The organism is Lysinibacillus sp. AR18-8 (assembly GCF_001705465.1).
GTDB lineage: Bacteria > Bacillota > Bacilli > Bacillales_A > Planococcaceae > Lysinibacillus > Lysinibacillus capsici.
On the sequence record NZ_MDGU01000005.1, the window covers coordinates 63,849 to 83,351 of the forward strand.

Below are 19,503 nucleotides of genomic sequence, written 5' to 3' on the forward strand. Positions count from 1 at the left end.
TCATTTGTGAGGAAGGAGCGTCCGTTTAGTGAGTGAAGAAATGAGAACAGGTAAGAGTGTTTTTGAATTAGAGCAAGAACAACTGAAAACATTACCGAAAAATAAAAATAAAGAATCAGAAAAAGATTATTCAACATATTTTCAAGGGCCATCAATGATCGATGGAAAAAAACGTAAAACAGTAGCTGAACATATTCAATATGCTTTAGAAAACGGTTTCCGTGGAATAGGCGAGGGAAAAAGTTATCATATCATGACTTATGGCTGCCAAATGAATGAGCATGACACAGAAGTAATGGCCGGGATTTTTATGCAGCTAGGCTACACACCAACAGAGGTGATTGAAGAGGCTGACGTTGTCTTGCTAAATACATGTGCTATTCGTGAAAATGCAGAAAACAAAGTATTTGGAGAACTTGGTTTCCTGCTGAAATATAAACGAAAAAACCCTGAGATGCTAATCGGGGTTTGTGGCTGTATGTCGCAAGAGGAATCTGTGGTTAATAAAATTTTAAGAAGCTATCCACATGTCGATATGGTATTTGGTACACACAATATTCACCGTCTGCCAAACATTTTAAAAGAAGCCTATATGTCGAAAGAAATGGTCATAGAGGTTTGGTCTAAAGAAGGCGATGTCATTGAAAATCTGCCGAAGAAACGTCTTGGCTCCATTAAGGCTTGGGTTAATATTATGTATGGTTGCGATAAATTCTGTACGTATTGTATCGTTCCATATACACGTGGTAAAGAGCGCAGTCGCCGACCAGAGGAAATCATTGCTGAAGTTCGTGAGCTAGCGGCAGCGGGCTACAAAGAAATTATGTTATTGGGACAAAATGTCAACGCTTACGGTAAAGATTTTGAGGATATTGATTATCGTCTTGGCGATTTAATGGATGAATTAAGAAAGATCGATATTCCGCGGATTCGATTTACAACGAGTCATCCACGTGACTTTGATGATCATTTAATCGAAGTTCTTGCAAAGCGTGGCAACTTAGTGGAGCATATCCATTTACCAGTACAATCGGGCTCGAATGACGTGCTAAAAATTATGGCGCGTAAATACACACGCGAGCATTTCCTTGGTTTAGTGGATAGAATTAAAGCGGCAATACCTGAAGTAACATTAACAACAGATATTATCGTTGGCTATCCGAATGAAACAGAGGAACAGTTTGAGGAAACATTGTCCTTATACCGTGAAGTTGGCTTTGACGCAGCCTTTACGTATATTTATTCGCCGCGTGAAGGTACACCAGCTGCAAAAATGATTGACAATGTACCTGAAGAGGTGAAAAAAGAGCGTCTTCAACGTTTAAATGAAGTGGTGGGTGAATACTCTCGCAAAGCATTAGAGCGTTTAAATGGTCAGGTTGTCGAAGTATTAGTTGAAGGCACAAGTAAACGACGCGACGATGTGTTAGCGGGCTATACGAGGAAAAATCGTTTAGTTAACTTCAAAGCACCAGCAGAAGTAATTGGTCAATTAGTGAAAGTAAAAATAACAGAGACTACATCCTATTCACTTACTGGTGAATTTGTGGAAGTCGTAAAAAATGAAAAGGTGGAAGCATAAATGACACAAGTCTTATATACAAAAGAAGATTTAATTAAAAAATCACATGAAATTGCACATATGATTGCAAATACGCCAGAGGTTGAATTTTTCAAAAAGGCAGAAGCGCAAATTAACGAAAATCAACAAGTACGTGAACGTATTGCAAGCTTAAAAAGCTTACAAAAACAAGCGGTTAATTTCCAACACCTAGGGAAAGAAAAAGCATTAAAAATGATTGAAGATAAAATTGCTAAAATCGAGGAAGAAATTAATGCCATCCCAGTTGTGCAACAATTTAAAGAATCACAAGGCGATGTGAATGATTTATTGCAACTTGTTTCAAATACGATCGCAAATAATGTTACAAATGAAATTATTCGCTCAACTGGTGGCGATGTTCTTCGTGGTGAAACGGGTTCATACGTAGAAAATAGTCAACCAGGTAGCTGCTCTTAACAGATTATAGAAATCAAAGCTCGAATGCTGTCATTCGAGCTTTTTTTACGTCTTCTTCTATTGAAGCATTCAGCTGCTATAATAGACCTCTCATCGAAAAGTTTTAAATGATCCATTTCATTCTCTAAAAATATATGTTCACCCAATGGGCGCTACCTGCATATGATGGAGTGAAAAGAGTCGAAGGAGGAATTGCGCTGAAACGTTTACGACAAATCGTGACGAAAGCAGTAGTTGCCAAAGGGAAGAAGAGAACGGAAGAACGTGTAACATTATCACCAACAAATAAACCGACAAGTATTTTAGGGTGCTGGGTAATCAATCACACTTGCTCTGCAAAAAGAGTCGGGAAATTTGTAGAAGTAACAGGGAAATTTGATGTCAATGTTTGGTATGCCTATAGTAATCATTCGAAAACAGCTGTGTTTTCTGAAACGATTCACTATAAAGACAAAGTGAAGCTTCACTATCGAGACGGTGAAATTAGCGTTGGTGATGATGTTCGTGTACGTGTGATACAAGAACCAAATTGTATTGAAGCGATTATCTCTCCATGTGGTACAAAGTTTGAAATTGTAGTGGAACGTGAAGTAGTTGTTGAGGTAATGGGTGAAACAACAATTTGTATTAGTGTCCATCCACTAGACTATGAAGAAGATTGGAGCCTTAATGATGAAAGTTCATCTTCATCCTCATCAAGCTCTAGTTCTAGCTCCTCTTCAAGTCCTGAAGGAGAAGGCAGGTATGTGTTAGAGTCTTCATCGTTTCCTGATGAACGACCAAGATAAGTCTAAAAAACATCATTTTTTGATACATGCGAAATGCTAGCATCTTAAAAAAGGTGAATAAAGCGTTTCGCATGTATCTTTTGTTATAATAAATATATCTATAAGGCAAGAGCGAGGTAAATAGTGATATGACAACATATACACCAATGATGCAACAGTATCTACAGGTAAAGGAAGATTACAAAGATGCCTTTTTATTTTTTAGATTAGGTGACTTTTATGAAATGTTTTTTGAGGACGCAATCAATGCCTCACAAATTTTAGAAATTACATTAACAAGCCGAGATGCAGGCGCAAAAGAGCGAATACCAATGTGCGGTGTGCCGCATCATTCGGCTAAAAATTATATTGAAACACTTGTGCAAAAAGGCTATAAAGTGGCTATTTGTGAACAAACAGAAGATCCAAAGCAAGCAAAAGGTGTGGTCAAACGTGAAGTTGTTCAGCTTATCACACCAGGAACAATTATGGAAGGAAAGGCTCTTGATGGTAAATCTAATCATTTTATTGGAGCGGCAGAGCAATTAGATGACACAACATTTGGCTATGCTTATTTAGATTTATCCACAGGTGAAGCCGTAGCGTCTTCTATTGAAGGCGATGGAAAAGCCTTATTAATGCAAATGCAGGCTTACGGAATTCGAGAACTGATTGTCACGGATAGTTTGCAGCTATTATTAGCAGAGCATGCCGTCAATGCTGGGATCGTACTTTCAATTGAAGTGAATGAAATGCCTATGGACAAAGCAGCAAGTTATCTAGAAGCTGTACCAAAACCGTTACAAATTGCGTGTCTTCGATTGTTAGCTTATATTGACCAAACACAAATGAGATCTTTATCACATATTCAGGCATTCACGTTTAATGAAATTAAAAATTATTTACGCATTGATTCTAGCTCAAAGCGCAATTTAGAGCTGATTCAATCGATTCGTGGTGGCGATCAAAAAGGTACACTCTTATGGCTATTAGATGACACCGTGACAGCGATGGGTGGACGGAAATTAAAGCAATGGCTACACCAACCGCTTGCCACACGTTCAGCAATAGAGGCTAGACTAGCGATTGTTACGGATTTATTGGAAGAATATTTTGTACGAACAGAGCTTCAAGCATCCTTAAAACAAGTATATGATTTAGAGCGTTTGGCTGGTCGTGTTGCTTTTGGCAATGTGGGTGGACGAGATTTAGCCCAATTGCGTGATTCTTTACGCCAAGTGCCAACTATTCAACAGCAGTTGGTGGGTTCAAATAAAGAAACATTACAGCAATTAGGTGCGGAACTTGATACATGCTCAGATGTCGAGGCATTATTAGCAAAAGCGATTACAGATAATCCCCCTATTACCATTAAAGAAGGGGATGTTATCCGTGACGGCTATAATGAACGCTTAGACGAACTTCGCTATGCCGCTCGTAATGGTAAGGATTGGATTGCCCAACTTGAACAAGAAGAGCGTGTGAAAACGGGTATTAAAAATTTAAAAATAGGCTATAATCGCATTTTTGGTTACTATATAGAAATTACAAAATCAAATATTCATTTAGCAGATTTAACACGCTATGAGCGAAAACAAACACTGGCGAATGCGGAACGCTATATTACACAGGAACTAAAAGAAAAAGAAGCATTGATTTTAAATGCTGAAGAAGAAAGCTTAACATTAGAGTACAACCTGTTTGTAAAAATTCGTGATGTATTAAAAACTTATATTCCGCGTGTCCAAGCACTAGCAGCAAACATTAGTGAATTGGATGTCTTATTAAGCTTTGCAAGCGTCTCAGAAAAATATCGATTTACGAAACCAGAATTTCACGGTGGACGTGCCCTTAAAATTATAGAAGGACGCCATCCTGTCGTTGAAAAAATGCTGAACAAGCAAATGTATGTACCAAACGATTGTGTGCTAGAAGAGCAGAACAATATGATGCTTATTACAGGGCCGAATATGTCTGGTAAAAGTACTTATATGCGTCAAGTAGCATTAATTGTTGTTATGGCTCAAATGGGCTGCTATGTACCTGCTGAAAAAGCGAAGCTACCAATTACCGATCAAATTTTTACTCGGATTGGGGCGGCTGATGATTTAGCGGCAGGACAATCTACATTTATGGTGGAGATGCTTGAATCGCAACATGCTATTATGCATGCAACAAAAAATAGCTTAATGCTATTTGATGAAATTGGACGTGGAACATCGACCTATGATGGTATGAGCTTGGCACAATCGATGATGGAATATATTCATGACAAAATAGGAGCCAATACGTTATTTTCTACGCACTATCATGAATTGACAGCACTTGAAAAGGATTTGCCACGCTTACAAAATGTGCATGTTTCAGCCACTGAAAAAAATGGTACGGTCGTTTTCCTGCATAAGGTGAAAAAAGGAGCGGCTGATAAATCCTATGGTATACATGTGGCACAGCTTGCTCAATTACCTGAGGAAATTTTAGCTAGAGCACGTGTATTACTTGAGAACTTTGAGGCAGGGAAAGAAGTAGTTGCCGAAACACAGGTGATAGCTGAACAACCAATACAGATGTCTTTATTTACAGAAGACGAACCGATTTCCCCAGCCGAGACAAAGGTGCTAAAGAAATTAGAAAAGGTAAATATTCTAGGTACTTCACCGATGCAGGCAATGAATATTTTATATGAGCTACAGCAAGAGCTAGTGAACGCTAAAAAATAAAGGAGTGATACGTTAGTGGGAAACATACAAATTATGGACGAATGGCTATCCAATAAAATCGCAGCAGGAGAGGTAGTAGAAAGGCCAGCTTCTGTTGTCAAAGAGCTAGTGGAAAATGCTATTGATGCTGGGAGTTCGTCCATTGATGTTTTTTTACTAGAAGCAGGTCTCACTTCTATTCAAGTAATAGATAATGGTAGCGGTATGGATGAAGAGGATGCACTAATGTCATTCTCTCGTCATGCTACTAGTAAAATTCATCAGGAACATGATTTATTTCGTATTCGAACACTTGGCTTCCGTGGTGAGGCTTTAGCATCCATTGCCTCTGTTTCTAAAATGACATTGATTACATCAAATGGTGAATCTGGAACACATTTAGAACTTGAAGGTGGACATATCCTCACTCATAAACCTGGTCCGTTACGTAAAGGGACTGATTTAACAGTCTCCCAGCTATTCTTTAATACACCTGCCCGTTTAAAATATATGAAAACCATTCAAACCGAACTAGGGCATACAATAGACCTGATGAATCGCCTCGCACTTGGTAATCCACAAATAGCATTCAGATTATTGCATAATGGTCAACAACTACTGCAAACAAATGGCCGAGGAGATGTACAACAAGTGCTAGCAGCTATTTATGGAATACATAATGCGAAGAAAATGGTGTCATTCCAAGGCGAGTCACATGATTATCGAATTTCTGGCTTTGTATCCTTACCAGAGGTAACACGTGCTTCTAAAAATTATATGACTCTATTTGTTAATGGTCGTTGGGTCAAGCATTATTTAGTACAAAAGGCCATTGTAGATGCTTACCATACGTATTTACCTATCGAGCGCTTCCCAATAGTTGTTCTATATATAGAGGGTGATCCTTACTTAACAGACGTGAATGTGCATCCTGCAAAACATCAAATTCGTTTAAGTAAAGAGGCTGAGCTTTTGAAGTTAATAGAGGAAACCATTCGTGAAACAATACGCAACATTATTCGAGTCCCACAAATGGAAAAGAAAGAAAAAATAGTTAAACCAGCTACTGAGCAATTAAACATTTGGAAGCCTGCTCCGAAGATTGATGTGGAGAAAATGAATGCCATCGTAGAAAAATTATATGATGTCCAAACCATTCAAGAAAATAATCTTGAACAGATAGTTGAGCCTAAGCCTATTTCTACGGTTAGAGAGGAAAGTTGGCAGCCTACACCACAAATAGAGGCTGAAACAATTGATGAAGTAACAATAGCTGCACAGTCGGAAATATTGGAAGAGATGCCTACGAAGGAACCCTTTCCTGAACTCGAAGTAGTGGGACAAATCCATGGCACATACATTGTCGCACAAATGGAGGATGGTTTTTATTTAATTGATCAGCATGCTGCTCAGGAACGTATTAAATACGAATTCTTCCGTGAAAAAGTCGGTCAAGTTAATCCTCATGAACGTCAGGCATTATTGTTACCACTAACATTCCATTATGCAGCAGATGAAGCTCTGATCTTACGAGAACACAGGCATGAATTAGAAGCTGTAGGCGTATTTTTAGAGGAATTTGGACAGTCATCTTTTGTTGTACGTGAGCATCCGAGTTGGTTCCCACAAGGGGAGGAACAGGAAATCATTGAGGATTTAATTGAACAGGTGTTGACAACTAAAAAGGCTGATATCAAAAAACTACGTGAGGCAGCCGCAATTATGATGAGCTGTAAAAAGTCAATCAAAGCCAATCATTATTTAACAAAAGAGCAAATGGAAACATTGCTACGAGATTTACGCAATGCAGATAATCCATTTACATGCCCACACGGACGTCCAGTGCTTATTCACTTTACATCATATGAAGTGGAAAAAATGTTTAAACGGGTTATGTAAGGGAGAGGGGGAAAATGGATGGGTGAATTTATTTTAGCGATTGATCAAGGAACGACAAGTTCAAGAGCCATTTTATTTGATAAAAAAGGTCAAATTGTTCATGTAGCACAAAAAGAATTTCAACAAATTTTTCCAAAGGCTGGCTGGGTAGAGCATAATGCCAATGAAATATGGGGTTCTATCTTATCCGTTATTGCGGCGGTATTAACCGAAAGTGGCCATGAAGCAAGTGAGGTTCATGCGATCGGCATTACCAATCAGCGCGAAACAACAGTGGTGTGGGATAAACACACAGGTCAGCCGATTTACAATGCGATTGTCTGGCAATCACGCCAAACACAGGACATTGTGAATACCTTAAAAGAACAAGGACAGGAAGAACATTTTCAGCAAAAGACAGGGCTTCGCTTAGATGCTTATTTTTCAGCGACAAAAATTAAATGGATCTTAGATAATGTTGAAGGCGCTCGTGAAAAGGCAGACAATGGGGATTTATTATTTGGGACGATTGATACATGGCTTGTTTGGCGATTATCAAAGGGAAAGGCTCATGTGACCGATTACTCAAATGCAGCTCGAACAATGCTCTACAATATTCATGAATTGAAGTGGGATGAGGAACTTTGTGAGCTTTTAGCTATCCCAATGTCCATGCTTCCAGAAGTGAGAAATTCATCAGAAATATATACAGAAACGGCTCCAAGTATATTTTTTGGAGAAAAAATTCCGATAGCTGGAATTGCGGGTGATCAGCAAGCCGCACTTTTTGGACAAACTTGTTTTACCAAAGGAATGGCTAAAAACACGTATGGCACTGGCTGCTTTATGCTATTAAATACAGGAGAGCAGGCAGTGACATCGGAAAATGGTTTATTGACAACCATTGCGTGGGGAATTGATGGGACAGTGACCTATGCATTGGAAGGTAGTGTATTTGTAGCAGGATCAGCTATTCAATGGCTACGCGATGGACTTAGGATGATTCGTACAGCAGAGGATTCTGAATCCTATGCTAGAAAAGTAGATCATACCGATGGGGTTTATGTTGTCCCTGCCTTTGTTGGACTCGGTACACCTTACTGGGATACAGATGCACGTGGCGCCATTTTTGGGTTAACACGTGGAACATCAAAAGAACATTTTATTCGAGCAACACTAGAATCATTAGCCTATCAAACGAAAGATGTACTAGATGCAATGGAAGAAGCAGCAGGTACTCCGATTGAAGTACTCCGTGTAGATGGTGGAGCTGTCAAAAATCAATTTTTAATGCAGTTCCAAAGTGATGTTTTACAGCTACAAGTAGAGCTAGCAAAACTGAATGAGTCAACAGCACTCGGTGCAGCCTATTTAGCGGGGCTGGCGACAAGCTTCTGGCCAAACCAAGAGGCTTTATCTGCATTATGGGTGAGTGGGGAAACCTATCAACCTCACATGGATGAAGAACAAGCCACAGCTCTGTATACAGGATGGCAGAAGGCTGTAGAGGCAACACGAATTTTTAAATCATAGCTATTGGGGGAGAAAGGTATGTTTTCATTTGAGCAGCGACCAAAAATTTTATATTATCTAGAGCACTATAGCTTTGACGTATTAGTCATTGGTGGTGGTATTACAGGTGCAGGAATTGCATTAGATGCCGCATCAAGAGGCCTTTCTGTCGCATTAATTGATATGCAGGATTTTTCAGCTGGTACGTCGAGCCGTTCAACCAAATTGATTCACGGTGGTCTACGTTATTTAAAGCAATTTGATGTAGGAGTTGTAGCCGAGGTAGGGCGAGAGCGTGAAATTGTTTATGATAATGCTGTACATGTCACAACGCCTGAAAAAATGCTATTACCTTTATATAAAAAGGGTTCACTCGGTCCCTTCACAACATCTATGGCATTAAAGGTCTATGACCGCTTGGCAGGCGTCAAAAAACATGAACGTAGAACGATGTTAAATGCTCAGGAAACCCTGGCATTAGAGCCTTTACTCAATCAAGAGGGCTTAGTCGGCGGTGGCTATTATGTAGAATACCGTACAGATGATGCCCGTCTAACAATTGAAGTATTAAAAAAGGCTGTAGAATATGGAGCGCTTTGCCTCAATTATGCTGAAATGACGGAATTTATTTATGAAAAGAAAAAGCTTGTTGGCATTAAAGTGAGGGATCATGTGACGGGGAAAATGCTCAATGTCCATGCCGCCCAAATTGTGAATGCAACGGGTCCTTGGGTTGATGACGTACGACAAAAAGATAAAGTAGCAGATAACAAGCAATTACGTCTAACAAAGGGCGTTCATATTGTCCTCAAACAAAAGGATTTCCCGCTAAAGCAAGCTGTTTATTTTGATATTGCTGATGGTCGTATGGCCTTTGCCATTCCACGAGATGGCAAAACCTATGTAGGGACTACGGATACTGTGTATGAAGGTAATCCTGTACATCCAGTGGCAACACAAAAAGATGTGGATTATCTAATTGAGGCTGCTAAAAAGGTCTTTCCAACTGCTACTATCACAAGAGACACAATTGAATCCTCTTGGGCAGGCGTCCGACCTCTGATTTATGAAAAAGGTAAGGATCCATCAGAAATTTCAAGGAAAGATGAAATTTGGACAGCGCCAAGTGGTTTAATGACGATTGCGGGTGGTAAGCTTACGGGCTATCGCCAAATGGCTGAAACGATTGTGGATAAAATTGTGAAGACCCGTCGCTACAAGCATGCAAGTGCCTGTTTAACACGTGAGCTAGCACTTTCTGGTGCAAAGGGGATTAACGCTATTAATTTCCCTGACTATATTGCCTATAAAGCACGTGAAGGCGTACAATATGGCTTAAATTATGATGAAGCCAAGCATCTCGTACAAAAGTATGGCACGAATGTAGATGCCTTATTTGATCGGGTGAAATTTTTACATGAACATGGTAGTACAATGCCTCTTGCCTTACATGCGATGCTACTGTATGGCATTGAAGCCGAAATGGTCTATACACCAAGCGACTTCTTTATCCGTCGGACTGGTTTATTATACTTCGATATTGAAGCAGTAAAGCTTTATAAACAGCAAGTGATTCAGGTGATGCAACAACGCTTAAATTATACAGAGGAGCAAAAAAATAGATATATTGCTGAATTAGAGCAAGCCATTAACGATGCAACAAATTTTGTGATAGAAGGGGAGTAAGGGATGGAGCGTTATATTCAAATGTCGGATGATCAATTTGTCTTCACGCGAACATTGGAGCCTTCGACGCCATGTATTGGACATATTCACATTTTGCATGGCATGGCAGAGCACAGTGGTCGCTATTTAACATTTGCGAAAACACTCAACGCAGCAGGCTATGTTGTGACGATGCACGATCACCGTGGGCATGGTGAAACGGCAGCATATAATGGGACATTGGGCTTTTTTGCTGAAGAAAACGGCTTTGAGCGTGTTGTAAAAGATGCTCATGAAGTGATTACACAACTTCACGTACCATACGCTAATGTACAATTAATTCTCTTTGGCCATAGTATGGGTTCTTTCATTACTAGACGCTATATTCAATTATACGGAGAGCAAGTAGATAATGTTATTCTCTGTGGCACTGGAAATGTGACAGCCTTGCATGCTGTAGGAAATCTAGTAGCCAAGGCTTTAGCAAAGGGACTAGGAAAAGAAACTGAAAGTAAGCTGTTAAATCAATTGAGCTTTGGTAGCTTTAATAAGCAATTTCCTAATCCGAAGACTGCCTATGATTGGTTATGTTCAGTACAACAAGAGGTGGAAAAGTATATCGATGATCCCTATTGTGGCTTTATTCCAACGAATCAATTTTTCGTGGATTTGACAACTGGCTTTGCCACACTAAATCGTAAAAGAGAATTAGCAAAAGTAAGAAAAGACCTCCCTATTCTCTTGATTAGTGGCAGTAAAGATCCGGTTGGTGAACAGGGGCTAGGCGTTTACAAAGTTGCTGAACAGTTAGCAGCGGTGGGTGTAGAGGATGTAACGGTTTATTTATTCGAGGATAAACGACATGAAATTTTAAATGAAGACAATCAAGAAGCGGTCTTTCAAGTTTTATTACGGTGGTTAGAAAAATATGATAGAAACTAAATTGCAGCAGGCAGAGGTCGTAGCAATAGTGGGACCGACTGCCTCAGGTAAAACGGCATTAAGCATTGAACTGGCAAAAAAATATCACGGTGAAGTCATTAATGGTGATTCCATGCAAGTTTATAAAGGGCTCGATATTGGGACAGCTAAAATTACCGAAGAAGAGATGGAGGGCGTTCCTCATCATTTACTTAGCTTTTTAGAGCCTACAGAATCTTTTTCGGTAGCAGATTATCAAAAATTAGTACGTGCGAAGATCGCGGAAATACAAACTCGTCAAAAATTACCTATAATAGTAGGAGGCTCTGGCTTATATGTACAAGCTGTCCTCTATGATTTCCAATTTACTGATGAAAAAGTAGATGAAGAAGCACGAAAAGCCTACTATGAGGAATTAGCAAAGCTTGGCCCTGAGGCAATGCATGACAAACTAAAACAACTAGACCCTCAAACAGCGGAGACAATCCATCCAAACAATACACGTCGTGTTATTCGTGCATTAGAAATGCTGGAATTAAGCGGTGTATCAAAAGCAGCGGAAGCGCAAAATCGAGGGGAAGTACCCCTTTACGACCATGTTATTTTAGGGCTAGGTCAAAACATGTCCCGTGACGTGCTATATGACCGTATTAATCGTCGTGTTGATTTAATGGTGGAAAATGGTCTTCTGCAAGAGGTGAAGGGATTATGGCAGCAAAATATCCGTGGAGTACAGTCTATACAAGCCATCGGGTATAAAGAATTATATGATTATTTAGATGGCAAATGTACCCTAGAGGAAGCCCTTGATAGCTTAAAACAAAATTCCCGTCGCTATGCAAAAAGACAGCTTACTTATTTCCGTAATAAAATGGATGTCCATTTTATTACGCCGGATGATCGATTATAAGAATAAAGAAAAATTTCTAAAAATTACTAATTGATAAATTGGTAGAACGTGCTACTATAGGAATGAAGAGGTAGAAAGTTAGTAGGGAGGCTATTTGATGAAATCAATCAATTTGCAAGATACGTTCTTGAACCAACTACGTAAAAACAGTGTTTTTGTAACTGTATTTCTGTTAAACGGATTTCAGTTAAAAGGGACTGTGAAATCATATGATAATTTTACAGTATTACTACTTGATGCTGAAAATAAGCAGCACCTAATCTACAAGCATGCCATTTCTACATTCGTACCAGCAAAACAAATAGAGTTTTTAGAGACAGAAGTATAATAAGTTTGTTAAACAGTTAGTGTTCTCACACTGGCTGTTTTTTTTGCTACAAGCTATAATGATAGTGGAATTTGATATTTTGGAGGACAAAGTTTATGAAAACAATGGAAACAACACAATTATTAGATCTGTTAGATGCAAATGAGGACCTATATATTATCGATGTACGTGAAGAGGATGAAGTAGCCCATGGCATGATCCCAGGTGCTCAACATATTGCACTCGGAACTATCCCTGAACGTTTAGAGGAATTAGATGTAGAAAAGCCATATATTATTGTATGTAAGGCTGGAGCTCGTTCTGCCAATGCGTGTGCTTACTTAGAGGCACAAGGATTTGATGTAACAAACCTTGAAGGCGGCATGCTGGCTTATGATGGAGAATTAGAATTTAAATAAATCATGAAAAAAGAAAGAGTATACACTCTTTCTTTTTTCATGATTATTTTTTCAAGGCATCCATGATAAAATTAAAATTCTCTTCAAAGTTTTTGTAGATATTAACATTTTTTTGTCCCTGCACTTTTGAAGCATAACTAGCAAAGTTTAGACCAGCTCCATAAATTTGTAGTGCTCCATTCGCCAAATCCCCTTTTTGGAGAAGCTCAATGCCATCTTTCAAGAAATTTTGACTCTCCTCGAAATGACACTCCGTAATGTATTTATCACCACTATGAAATAACTTTAAATTTTCTAGTATTTTATTTGCTGTCTCTTCACTGATCGAAGCGTCGATATTGATTAACAACTGATTGATCGGTTTTACGAGTTTGGCATAGAGGCTATCGTGCGTTTCACAGGTTTCAGCAATAGCGTTTCTTAATTGTTTTGCATTCATCGTATCTACTCCTAACTTTTCATCGTTTTACTATTGATACTTACCCTAATTTTAATCATAGAAATAATTTATGTTTACATTGAACAGATTATTAAGATTTCAACTTTTATGTTCAACATTACTCAGTGAATTGGCAGAACATATGCTATGGAAGGTAGAGATGATTGAAAAGTCTGTAGTTTACTTGTTATGGCAATTGATTCAGTAATGGATTTTTGTACAAGCCGAGTGTTAGACATAGAGAATTCTAAAAAGCACTAATTATGGAAGACTAGGAATCAAGTGAAGGATTCATTTATTGTGACAAGCTCTTGATAGCTTATATTGTGAATAGCAGTATGTACTAAGTTAACACTCAAAAGATTTTTTCCTCTTGACACTAAAAAAGTTGTAAAGTAGATTTAACATAATTACATAAAAGCAATAGGTGCCCATTAGGGAGAATAGGGAATAAAGTGAAAAGCTTTAGCGGACCCGCCACTGTATAAGGGAATTTCATAGTGTATGCCACTAGCAAATTGCTGGGAAGGTACTATGAGGTGTTGAACTTGAGCCAGGAGACCTGCCTACATGCTTTAGAAGATATAGATGATGGAAAAGTCTGTAGTTTATTTGTCATGACAATAAACTACAGACTTTTTATTTTGTCTTAATGAGAACGAGAGGAGAAATAATCATGCAATTATTACAAGACACGATTCAAAACATTCAGGGGGCTGATATGAAAAGTATGGAGCAAGCTAGAAAGCGGATTGATGCGCTTTGTAAGCCCCCAGGTAGCTTGGGTAAACTAGAATCACTTGCCGTACAGCTCTCTGGTATAACAGGACAATTATATCCGATGGTCGACAAAAAAGTGATGATTGTCTGTGCTGCAGATCATGGTGTTTGCGAGGAAGGTGTAACCACGAATCCACAAGATGTTACGGTCTTTCAAACATTAAATTTTCCTAAGGGGGGTACAGGCGTTTGTGCGATTGCGGGGATTACCAATGCAAAGGTGGTCACAGTAGATGTGGGTGTAAAAGAAGATATTCCACTTGATGCAGGTGTCATTATTCATAAAATTAAATATGGTACAGATAACATGGCACAAGGTCCAGCTATGGCCAAACAAGAAGCCATTCAATCGATAGAAGTAGGAATCCGTGTGGCCACTGAGGAAATCATAAAAGGTGCTGATGTACTTGGGACTGGAGAAATGGGCATCGGCAATACAACACCAAGTGCTGCGATATTAGCTGTTTTGACGGGATGCAACCCTATCGAAGTAACGGGGTTTGGTGCAGGAGTAGGCCAAGGAGGCATTGCCTATAAAGCGGCAGTTATTGAAAAAGCAATTACCTTAAATCAGCCTAATCCAAATGATGTTATTGATGTTCTGGCTAAGGTTGGAGGGTTAGAGATAGGGGCGATGACAGGTATTATTCTTGGCGCTACTGCCCATCGTAAACCCGTTGTCATTGATGGATTTATTTCAACTATAGCAGCCCTCATTGCTTATAAGCTCGAACCAAAAGTAATCGATTATATCATTCCTTCCCATGCTTCAGAGGAACCAGGGGCAAAAATTGCCGCTGCCTTACTAGGCATTGAACCAATGTTGCACATGAATATGCGTTTAGGCGAAGGTTCTGGAGCAGCCTTAGCCTTTCCTATTTTAGATGCAGCTTGCTCGATGATGAAAAACATGGCGACTTTAGAAGAATCAATGCAGTTGTTAAAAAGATAAAAACAATAAAACAGCCAATGACTTAATTTTTGGTCATTGGCTGAATGGTGTTTATGCACGATTTAACTTTCGTAATGGCAAGCGCCACTTCATCATATAGGAAAGAATACGTAAAGCTGTAATCACTGCGAATAAAATATAAAGGAAAATGTCTCCTGTAAAAACCTCGAATCCGATTAGCAATCCTGCAAGAGCTGCCCAAACACCATAAACTTCATCACGGAGAACTAATGGTTTTCTTCTAGCTAATAAATCTCGTACAATACCCCCACCTGAACCTGTCAAAACAGCAGCTACAATGACTGCGCTTACTGGCATATCAAGCTTAACAGCATAGAGTGCGCCTTGAATAGCGAATGCTGATAAGCCAATCGCATCTGTGAAGTTACCCCAACGATGCCAATGTTGAATCAGATGATGCGGAAAAATAAAGAATATCGTAATCGCAGCAAGCGCTATTTGAAACATCATATCCTGTCCCCAAAGTGTTGTGACAGGTAGTCCAATGAGTAAATTTCGGATAGCTCCTCCACCAAAAGCAGTCACAATACCAAGTATATATACACCGAATAAATCGTATTCTTCTTCCATGGCAATAATTGCCCCAGAAATAGCAAAGGCAATTGTTCCTATAATACTAAAAACCTCCCAAGCCATCCCTTTCACCCCTTCTATCAATAAATAAACTTTATTAAAAGTTAAAAGACTTTTTACGTAACAGAATCTATGAATTTAATAGCCAAAATCGGTCATTAAATACGCATCTTGAAATGAGTCCGCACATTAGCTTAGCGTAAAATCCTCTTAGAAACAATAGGCAAGTTTTACAGGTGCACATACAAATTGATAAAATGTGATTAAAATAAAGAAAAACATTCGTCAAAAGCGTTCATATACCAGTAGTTGGTTAGGGAATTCTAGAGTGATTGAAGTCAATTTAGATAGTCAATAAATCTTACTGATTGAAATGCGAGACATTGTGAAATGGAGAAGAAAGAATGACGTTTACATCAAATTTATCAACAGAAACGCTATCGTTAGCGGCAAAAGTAGAGGAGCAAGTTCGGCCTTATCATGCCAAGGTAGAAGAAATGGCGTTCTACAATCAGCAGAAGGTGCTAGCAGCTTTCAGAAAGCATCAAGTAAGTGATTATCATTTACACCCATCAAACGGCTATGGCTATGATGATGAGGGGCGGGATAATCTAGAGCGTGTTTATGCGGAAGTATTTGGTGCAGAGGCAGCCATAGTCCGACCACAAATTATTTCAGGGACACATGCAATCACGCTTAGTCTATTCGGTGTTTTGCGTCCTGGTGATGAGCTGCTTTATATTTCTGGTCAGCCATATGATACATTGCAATCCATTGTCGATGGTGGTGATAAAGATACAGGTTCACTGAAAGATTATAAAATCGGTTATCGACATGTGGATTTACTAGATAATCAGGTTATTGATTGGGCAGGTGTAGAAGCGGCCATTACAGCACAAACCAAAATGATCGCGATTCAGCGTTCAAAAGGCTATGCAACACGTCCATCCTTTACAATTGAAGAAATTGCAGATATGTGTGAAAAGGTACGTAAATTAGCTCCGAAAGCTATTATTTTTGTAGATAACTGCTATGGCGAGTTTGTAGAGGCCCAGGAACCTACAGAGGTTGGGGCTGACTTAATAGCAGGCTCGCTCATTAAAAATCCAGGTGGAGGCTTGGCTAAAATTGGTGGCTATATTGCTGGCCGCGCAGATTTAGTGGAGAAATGTGCCTATCGTATGACATCCCCAGGTATTGGAGCAGAAGCGGGGGCCACATTAAATACACTAGGTGATTTTTATCAAGGATTTTTCCTGGCACCACATGTTGTATCGCAAGCACTAAAAGGGGCGATATTTACAGCTGCAATGCTTGAGGAAATCGGCATGAGCACTTCTCCGAGCTATCATGCGAAGCGTACAGATTTAATTCAATCAGTATCGTTCCAAACGGCTCAGCAAATGATTGACTTTTGTCGCGAAATACAAGCGAACTCACCGATAAATGCCCATTATGCTCCTGAACCAGCCTATATGCCAGGCTATGAAGATGATGTCATTATGGCGGCTGGAACATTTATTCAGGGGTCCAGCATTGAGCTAACAGCGGATGGCCCAATACGACCGCCATATACAGCATTTATCCAGGGCGGACTAACATATGAACACGTTAAATTTGCTATTTGCAGTGCGGTTCAAGCCATTCAAAAAGTATAACAAGACAATAGATAAAGCCTAAATATGAATAGTTTTTTACAATTTTTAATCAGATTGAAAAAAATAGTGCTAACCATGTTAGATAACCTTACATGGTTGGTTGACAGTAAAAAAATTTCGTTATATGATAAGCGGGTATTGGAGGAGGACTTAAATGAGTCGTGAAATTAGACGAACTATGCCGTTATTATCGATGAGTATCGTGATGCAATTAACAGAGCTTTCGGCAAGACAAATTCGTTATTATGAAGAACACCATTTAATTGAGCCGCACCGAACAGAAGGCAATCGACGTATGTTTTCACTAAATGACGTCGACACATTGCTTGAGGTTAAAGATTACTTAGAACAGGGTATGAATATGGCGAAGATTAAAAAAATATTTGCTAAAAAGAAAAATCCTGTTGCAACAACTGATGAGCAAGATTTAAGTGATTCAGAATTACGCCAAATTATGCGCGAAGAAATGCGTCAAGCACAGCGCATGCAAAAATCGTCCATCCGAAGAGGGGATTTATCTCGATTCTATTAATAAATAGGGTAGGGTAAACATAAAAGCTAGACAAATTATAGGAGTGTGGAAAACTGTGGGTAAATACACAAAAGAGGACATTAAACGTCTCATCGAAGAAAAAAACGTAAGCTTTATTCGTTTACAATTTACAGATATTCTTGGCACTATCAAAAATGTTGAGATTCCTGTAAGTCAATTAGACAAAGCACTGGAAAATAAAATGATGTTTGATGGCTCATCTATTGAAGGTTTCGTTCGAATCGAAGAATCTGATATGTATTTATATCCTGATCTTGATACTTTCGTAGTATTCCCTTGGACTTCTGAAAAAGGGAAAGTAGCACGTTTTATCTGTGATGTTTACACTGCGAAAGGCGAACCGTTTGCTGGTGACCCACGTAACAACCTAAAACGTATTCTTAAAAAAATGGAAGAAATGGGCTTCTCAAGCTTCAATTTAGGGCCTGAGCCAGAATTCTTCTTATTCAAATTAGATGCAAAAGGCGAACCAACATTAGAAGTAAATGACCATGGTGGTTATTTCGATTTAGCTCCAACAGATCTTGGTGAAAATTGCCGTCGTGATATTGTGTTAGAGCTAGAAGAAATGGGCTTTGAAATTGAAGCATCACACCATGAGGTAGCTCCAGGACAACACGAAATCGACTTTAAATATGCGGATGCTGTTACTGCATGTGATAACATCCAAACATTCAAATTAGTGGTTAAAACAATCGCTCGTAAACATGGCTTACACGCTACATTTATGCCAAAACCACTATTTGGTGAAGCAGGCTCTGGTATGCACTTTAACGTGTCACTATTTAAAGGCAAAGAAAATGCGTTCTATGATGAATCTACAGAATTAGGTCTTTCTGAAACAGCTATGCAATTCATGGCGGGTGTTCTTGCACACGTACAAGGTTTCACAGCTGTAACAAACCCAACAGTTAACTCTTATAAACGTCTAGTACCAGGTTATGAAGCACCATGTTATGTAGCATGGTCTGCACAAAACCGTTCACCATTAATTCGTATTCCATCTGCACGTGGCCTTTCAACTCGTGTTGAAGTACGCTCTGTAGACCCTTCTGCAAACCCATATTTAGCGATGGCTGTTATTTTAGAAGCAGGTCTTGAAGGTATTCGTCAAAGCCTAACACCACCTGCTGCAATTAACCGCAACATCTATGTGATGTCGGAAGAAGAGCGTCAAGCAAATGGTATTGAAAATCTACCTGCAGCACTTGATGATGCACTAACATTACTTGCTAAAGATCAAGTAGCACAGGAAGCATTAGGTGAGCATATTTATGCAAACTTTAAAGAAGCAAAAGAAATCGAGTTCGATATGTACCGTACAACTGTTCATCAGTGGGAACGCGATCAATATTTAAAAATGTATTAATCATAAAGATACCGAGTGCCTGATAAAGGGTACTCGGTTTTTTTCTGAACATATTAGGAA

Annotated in this window: 17 protein-coding genes and 1 riboswitch; of the genes, 15 read left to right on the plus strand and 2 right to left on the minus strand. The window is 39.1% G+C overall.

Annotated elements, in window-relative coordinates; genetic code table 11:
• The first annotated feature begins 28 nt into the window (after positions 1 to 28).
• The 11 genes from miaB to BFM98_RS03875 all read left to right on the plus strand — a co-directional run bounded on the left by miaB (position 29) and on the right by BFM98_RS03875 (position 13,098).
• The gene (gene miaB / locus BFM98_RS03825; protein ID WP_004225844.1) at positions 29 to 1,582 is read left to right on the plus strand and encodes a tRNA (N6-isopentenyl adenosine(37)-C2)-methylthiotransferase MiaB; all 1,554 of its coding nucleotides are present in this window, start codon (positions 29 to 31) and stop codon (positions 1,580 to 1,582) included.
• On the plus strand, positions 1,583 to 2,020 hold the full coding sequence (locus BFM98_RS03830; protein WP_048391473.1) for a YlbF/YmcA family competence regulator: 438 nt from the start codon (positions 1,583 to 1,585) through the stop codon (positions 2,018 to 2,020). It begins immediately after the preceding gene.
• Positions 2,021 to 2,154: 134 nt separating this feature from the next.
• Complete coding sequence (gene cotE / locus BFM98_RS03835; RefSeq protein ID WP_175400709.1) at positions 2,155 to 2,808, plus strand: outer spore coat protein CotE; 654 nt, start codon at positions 2,155 to 2,157, stop codon at positions 2,806 to 2,808.
• Positions 2,809 to 2,936: 128 nt separating this feature from the next.
• Positions 2,937 to 5,507 (plus strand): DNA mismatch repair protein MutS, encoded by a 2,571-nt coding sequence (gene mutS, locus BFM98_RS03840; protein ID WP_066036566.1) that lies wholly within the window; start codon positions 2,937 to 2,939, stop codon positions 5,505 to 5,507.
• A gap of 15 nt (positions 5,508 to 5,522) precedes the next feature.
• A complete protein-coding gene (gene mutL / locus BFM98_RS03845) occupies positions 5,523 to 7,385 on the plus strand; it encodes a DNA mismatch repair endonuclease MutL (protein WP_066036567.1) in 1,863 nt (620 codons plus the stop codon).
• Between the two features lie 18 nt (positions 7,386 to 7,403).
• Positions 7,404 to 8,897, plus strand: coding sequence for a glycerol kinase GlpK (glpK, locus tag BFM98_RS03850; protein ID WP_054550562.1), 1,494 nt, complete (start codon positions 7,404 to 7,406; stop codon positions 8,895 to 8,897).
• An 18-nt stretch (positions 8,898 to 8,915) separates the two neighbouring features.
• Complete coding sequence (locus BFM98_RS03855) at positions 8,916 to 10,562, plus strand: glycerol-3-phosphate dehydrogenase/oxidase (protein WP_066036568.1); 1,647 nt, start codon at positions 8,916 to 8,918, stop codon at positions 10,560 to 10,562.
• 3 nt (positions 10,563 to 10,565) lie between these two features.
• Positions 10,566 to 11,483, plus strand: coding sequence for an alpha/beta fold hydrolase (locus BFM98_RS03860; protein WP_066036569.1), 918 nt, complete (start codon positions 10,566 to 10,568; stop codon positions 11,481 to 11,483).
• Positions 11,470 to 12,372 (plus strand): tRNA (adenosine(37)-N6)-dimethylallyltransferase MiaA, encoded by a 903-nt coding sequence (gene miaA / locus BFM98_RS03865; protein WP_066036570.1) that lies wholly within the window; start codon positions 11,470 to 11,472, stop codon positions 12,370 to 12,372. The genes BFM98_RS03860 and miaA overlap by 14 nt, the downstream gene beginning before the upstream one ends.
• Positions 12,373 to 12,469: 97 nt before the next feature.
• Complete coding sequence (hfq, locus tag BFM98_RS03870; RefSeq protein ID WP_004225825.1) at positions 12,470 to 12,700, plus strand: RNA chaperone Hfq; 231 nt, start codon at positions 12,470 to 12,472, stop codon at positions 12,698 to 12,700.
• Between the two features lie 95 nt (positions 12,701 to 12,795).
• Positions 12,796 to 13,098 (plus strand): rhodanese-like domain-containing protein, encoded by a 303-nt coding sequence (locus BFM98_RS03875; protein WP_009371183.1) that lies wholly within the window; start codon positions 12,796 to 12,798, stop codon positions 13,096 to 13,098.
• A gap of 43 nt (positions 13,099 to 13,141) precedes the next feature.
• On the opposite strand, the gene BFM98_RS03880 is transcribed toward BFM98_RS03875, so the two are convergent.
• On the minus strand, positions 13,142 to 13,537 hold the full coding sequence (locus tag BFM98_RS03880; protein WP_048391393.1) for a hypothetical protein: 396 nt from the start codon (positions 13,535 to 13,537) through the stop codon (positions 13,142 to 13,144).
• A 408-nt stretch (positions 13,538 to 13,945) separates the two neighbouring features.
• Positions 13,946 to 14,121, plus strand: a riboswitch (cobalamin riboswitch).
• A 92-nt stretch (positions 14,122 to 14,213) separates the two neighbouring features.
• Between BFM98_RS03880 and cobT the strand changes: the two genes are divergently transcribed.
• Positions 14,214 to 15,269 (plus strand): nicotinate-nucleotide--dimethylbenzimidazole phosphoribosyltransferase, encoded by a 1,056-nt coding sequence (gene cobT, locus BFM98_RS03885; protein ID WP_066036571.1) that lies wholly within the window; start codon positions 14,214 to 14,216, stop codon positions 15,267 to 15,269.
• A 51-nt stretch (positions 15,270 to 15,320) separates the two neighbouring features.
• Here the strand turns inward: cobT and BFM98_RS03890 are convergent, their stop codons facing one another.
• The gene (locus BFM98_RS03890; protein ID WP_004225816.1) at positions 15,321 to 15,926 is read right to left on the minus strand and encodes a trimeric intracellular cation channel family protein; all 606 of its coding nucleotides are present in this window, start codon (positions 15,924 to 15,926) and stop codon (positions 15,321 to 15,323) included.
• A 341-nt stretch (positions 15,927 to 16,267) separates the two neighbouring features.
• On the opposite strand from BFM98_RS03890, the gene BFM98_RS03895 reads away from it, so the two are divergent.
• The 3 genes from BFM98_RS03895 to glnA all read left to right on the plus strand — a co-directional run bounded on the left by BFM98_RS03895 (position 16,268) and on the right by glnA (position 19,443).
• Positions 16,268 to 17,521: a methionine gamma-lyase family protein gene (locus BFM98_RS03895; RefSeq protein WP_066036572.1), complete on the plus strand. Its 1,254-nt coding sequence runs from the start codon at positions 16,268 to 16,270 to the stop codon at positions 17,519 to 17,521.
• Positions 17,522 to 17,675: 154 nt separating this feature from the next.
• The gene (locus BFM98_RS03900; protein ID WP_004225812.1) at positions 17,676 to 18,053 is read left to right on the plus strand and encodes a MerR family transcriptional regulator; all 378 of its coding nucleotides are present in this window, start codon (positions 17,676 to 17,678) and stop codon (positions 18,051 to 18,053) included.
• 55 nt (positions 18,054 to 18,108) lie between these two features.
• Complete coding sequence (gene glnA / locus BFM98_RS03905; RefSeq protein ID WP_004225810.1) at positions 18,109 to 19,443, plus strand: type I glutamate--ammonia ligase; 1,335 nt, start codon at positions 18,109 to 18,111, stop codon at positions 19,441 to 19,443.
• Positions 19,444 to 19,503 lie beyond the last annotated feature (60 nt).

Excerpts from the sequence above, each read along its gene's own strand:
- BFM98_RS03830 (WP_048391473.1), top strand. The coding sequence starts at position 1,583 with ATGACACAAGTCTTATATACAAAAGAAGATTTAATTAAAAAATCACAT.
- cotE (WP_175400709.1), top strand. The coding sequence starts at position 2,155 with ATGTTCACCCAATGGGCGCTACCTGCATATGATGGAGTGAAAAGAGTC.
- mutS (WP_066036566.1), top strand. The coding sequence starts at position 2,937 with ATGACAACATATACACCAATGATGCAACAGTATCTACAGGTAAAGGAA.
- glpK (WP_054550562.1), top strand. The coding sequence starts at position 7,404 with ATGGGTGAATTTATTTTAGCGATTGATCAAGGAACGACAAGTTCAAGA.
- BFM98_RS03855 (WP_066036568.1), top strand. The coding sequence starts at position 8,916 with ATGTTTTCATTTGAGCAGCGACCAAAAATTTTATATTATCTAGAGCAC.
- BFM98_RS03860 (WP_066036569.1), top strand. The coding sequence starts at position 10,566 with ATGGAGCGTTATATTCAAATGTCGGATGATCAATTTGTCTTCACGCGA.
- miaA (WP_066036570.1), top strand. The coding sequence starts at position 11,470 with ATGATAGAAACTAAATTGCAGCAGGCAGAGGTCGTAGCAATAGTGGGA.
- hfq (WP_004225825.1), top strand. The coding sequence starts at position 12,470 with ATGAAATCAATCAATTTGCAAGATACGTTCTTGAACCAACTACGTAAA.
- BFM98_RS03875 (WP_009371183.1), top strand. The coding sequence starts at position 12,796 with ATGAAAACAATGGAAACAACACAATTATTAGATCTGTTAGATGCAAAT.
- BFM98_RS03880 (WP_048391393.1), bottom strand. The coding sequence starts at position 13,537 with ATGAATGCAAAACAATTAAGAAACGCTATTGCTGAAACCTGTGAAACG.
- cobT (WP_066036571.1), top strand. The coding sequence starts at position 14,214 with ATGCAATTATTACAAGACACGATTCAAAACATTCAGGGGGCTGATATG.
- BFM98_RS03890 (WP_004225816.1), bottom strand. The coding sequence starts at position 15,926 with ATGGCTTGGGAGGTTTTTAGTATTATAGGAACAATTGCCTTTGCTATT.
- BFM98_RS03895 (WP_066036572.1), top strand. The coding sequence starts at position 16,268 with ATGACGTTTACATCAAATTTATCAACAGAAACGCTATCGTTAGCGGCA.
- BFM98_RS03900 (WP_004225812.1), top strand. The coding sequence starts at position 17,676 with ATGAGTCGTGAAATTAGACGAACTATGCCGTTATTATCGATGAGTATC.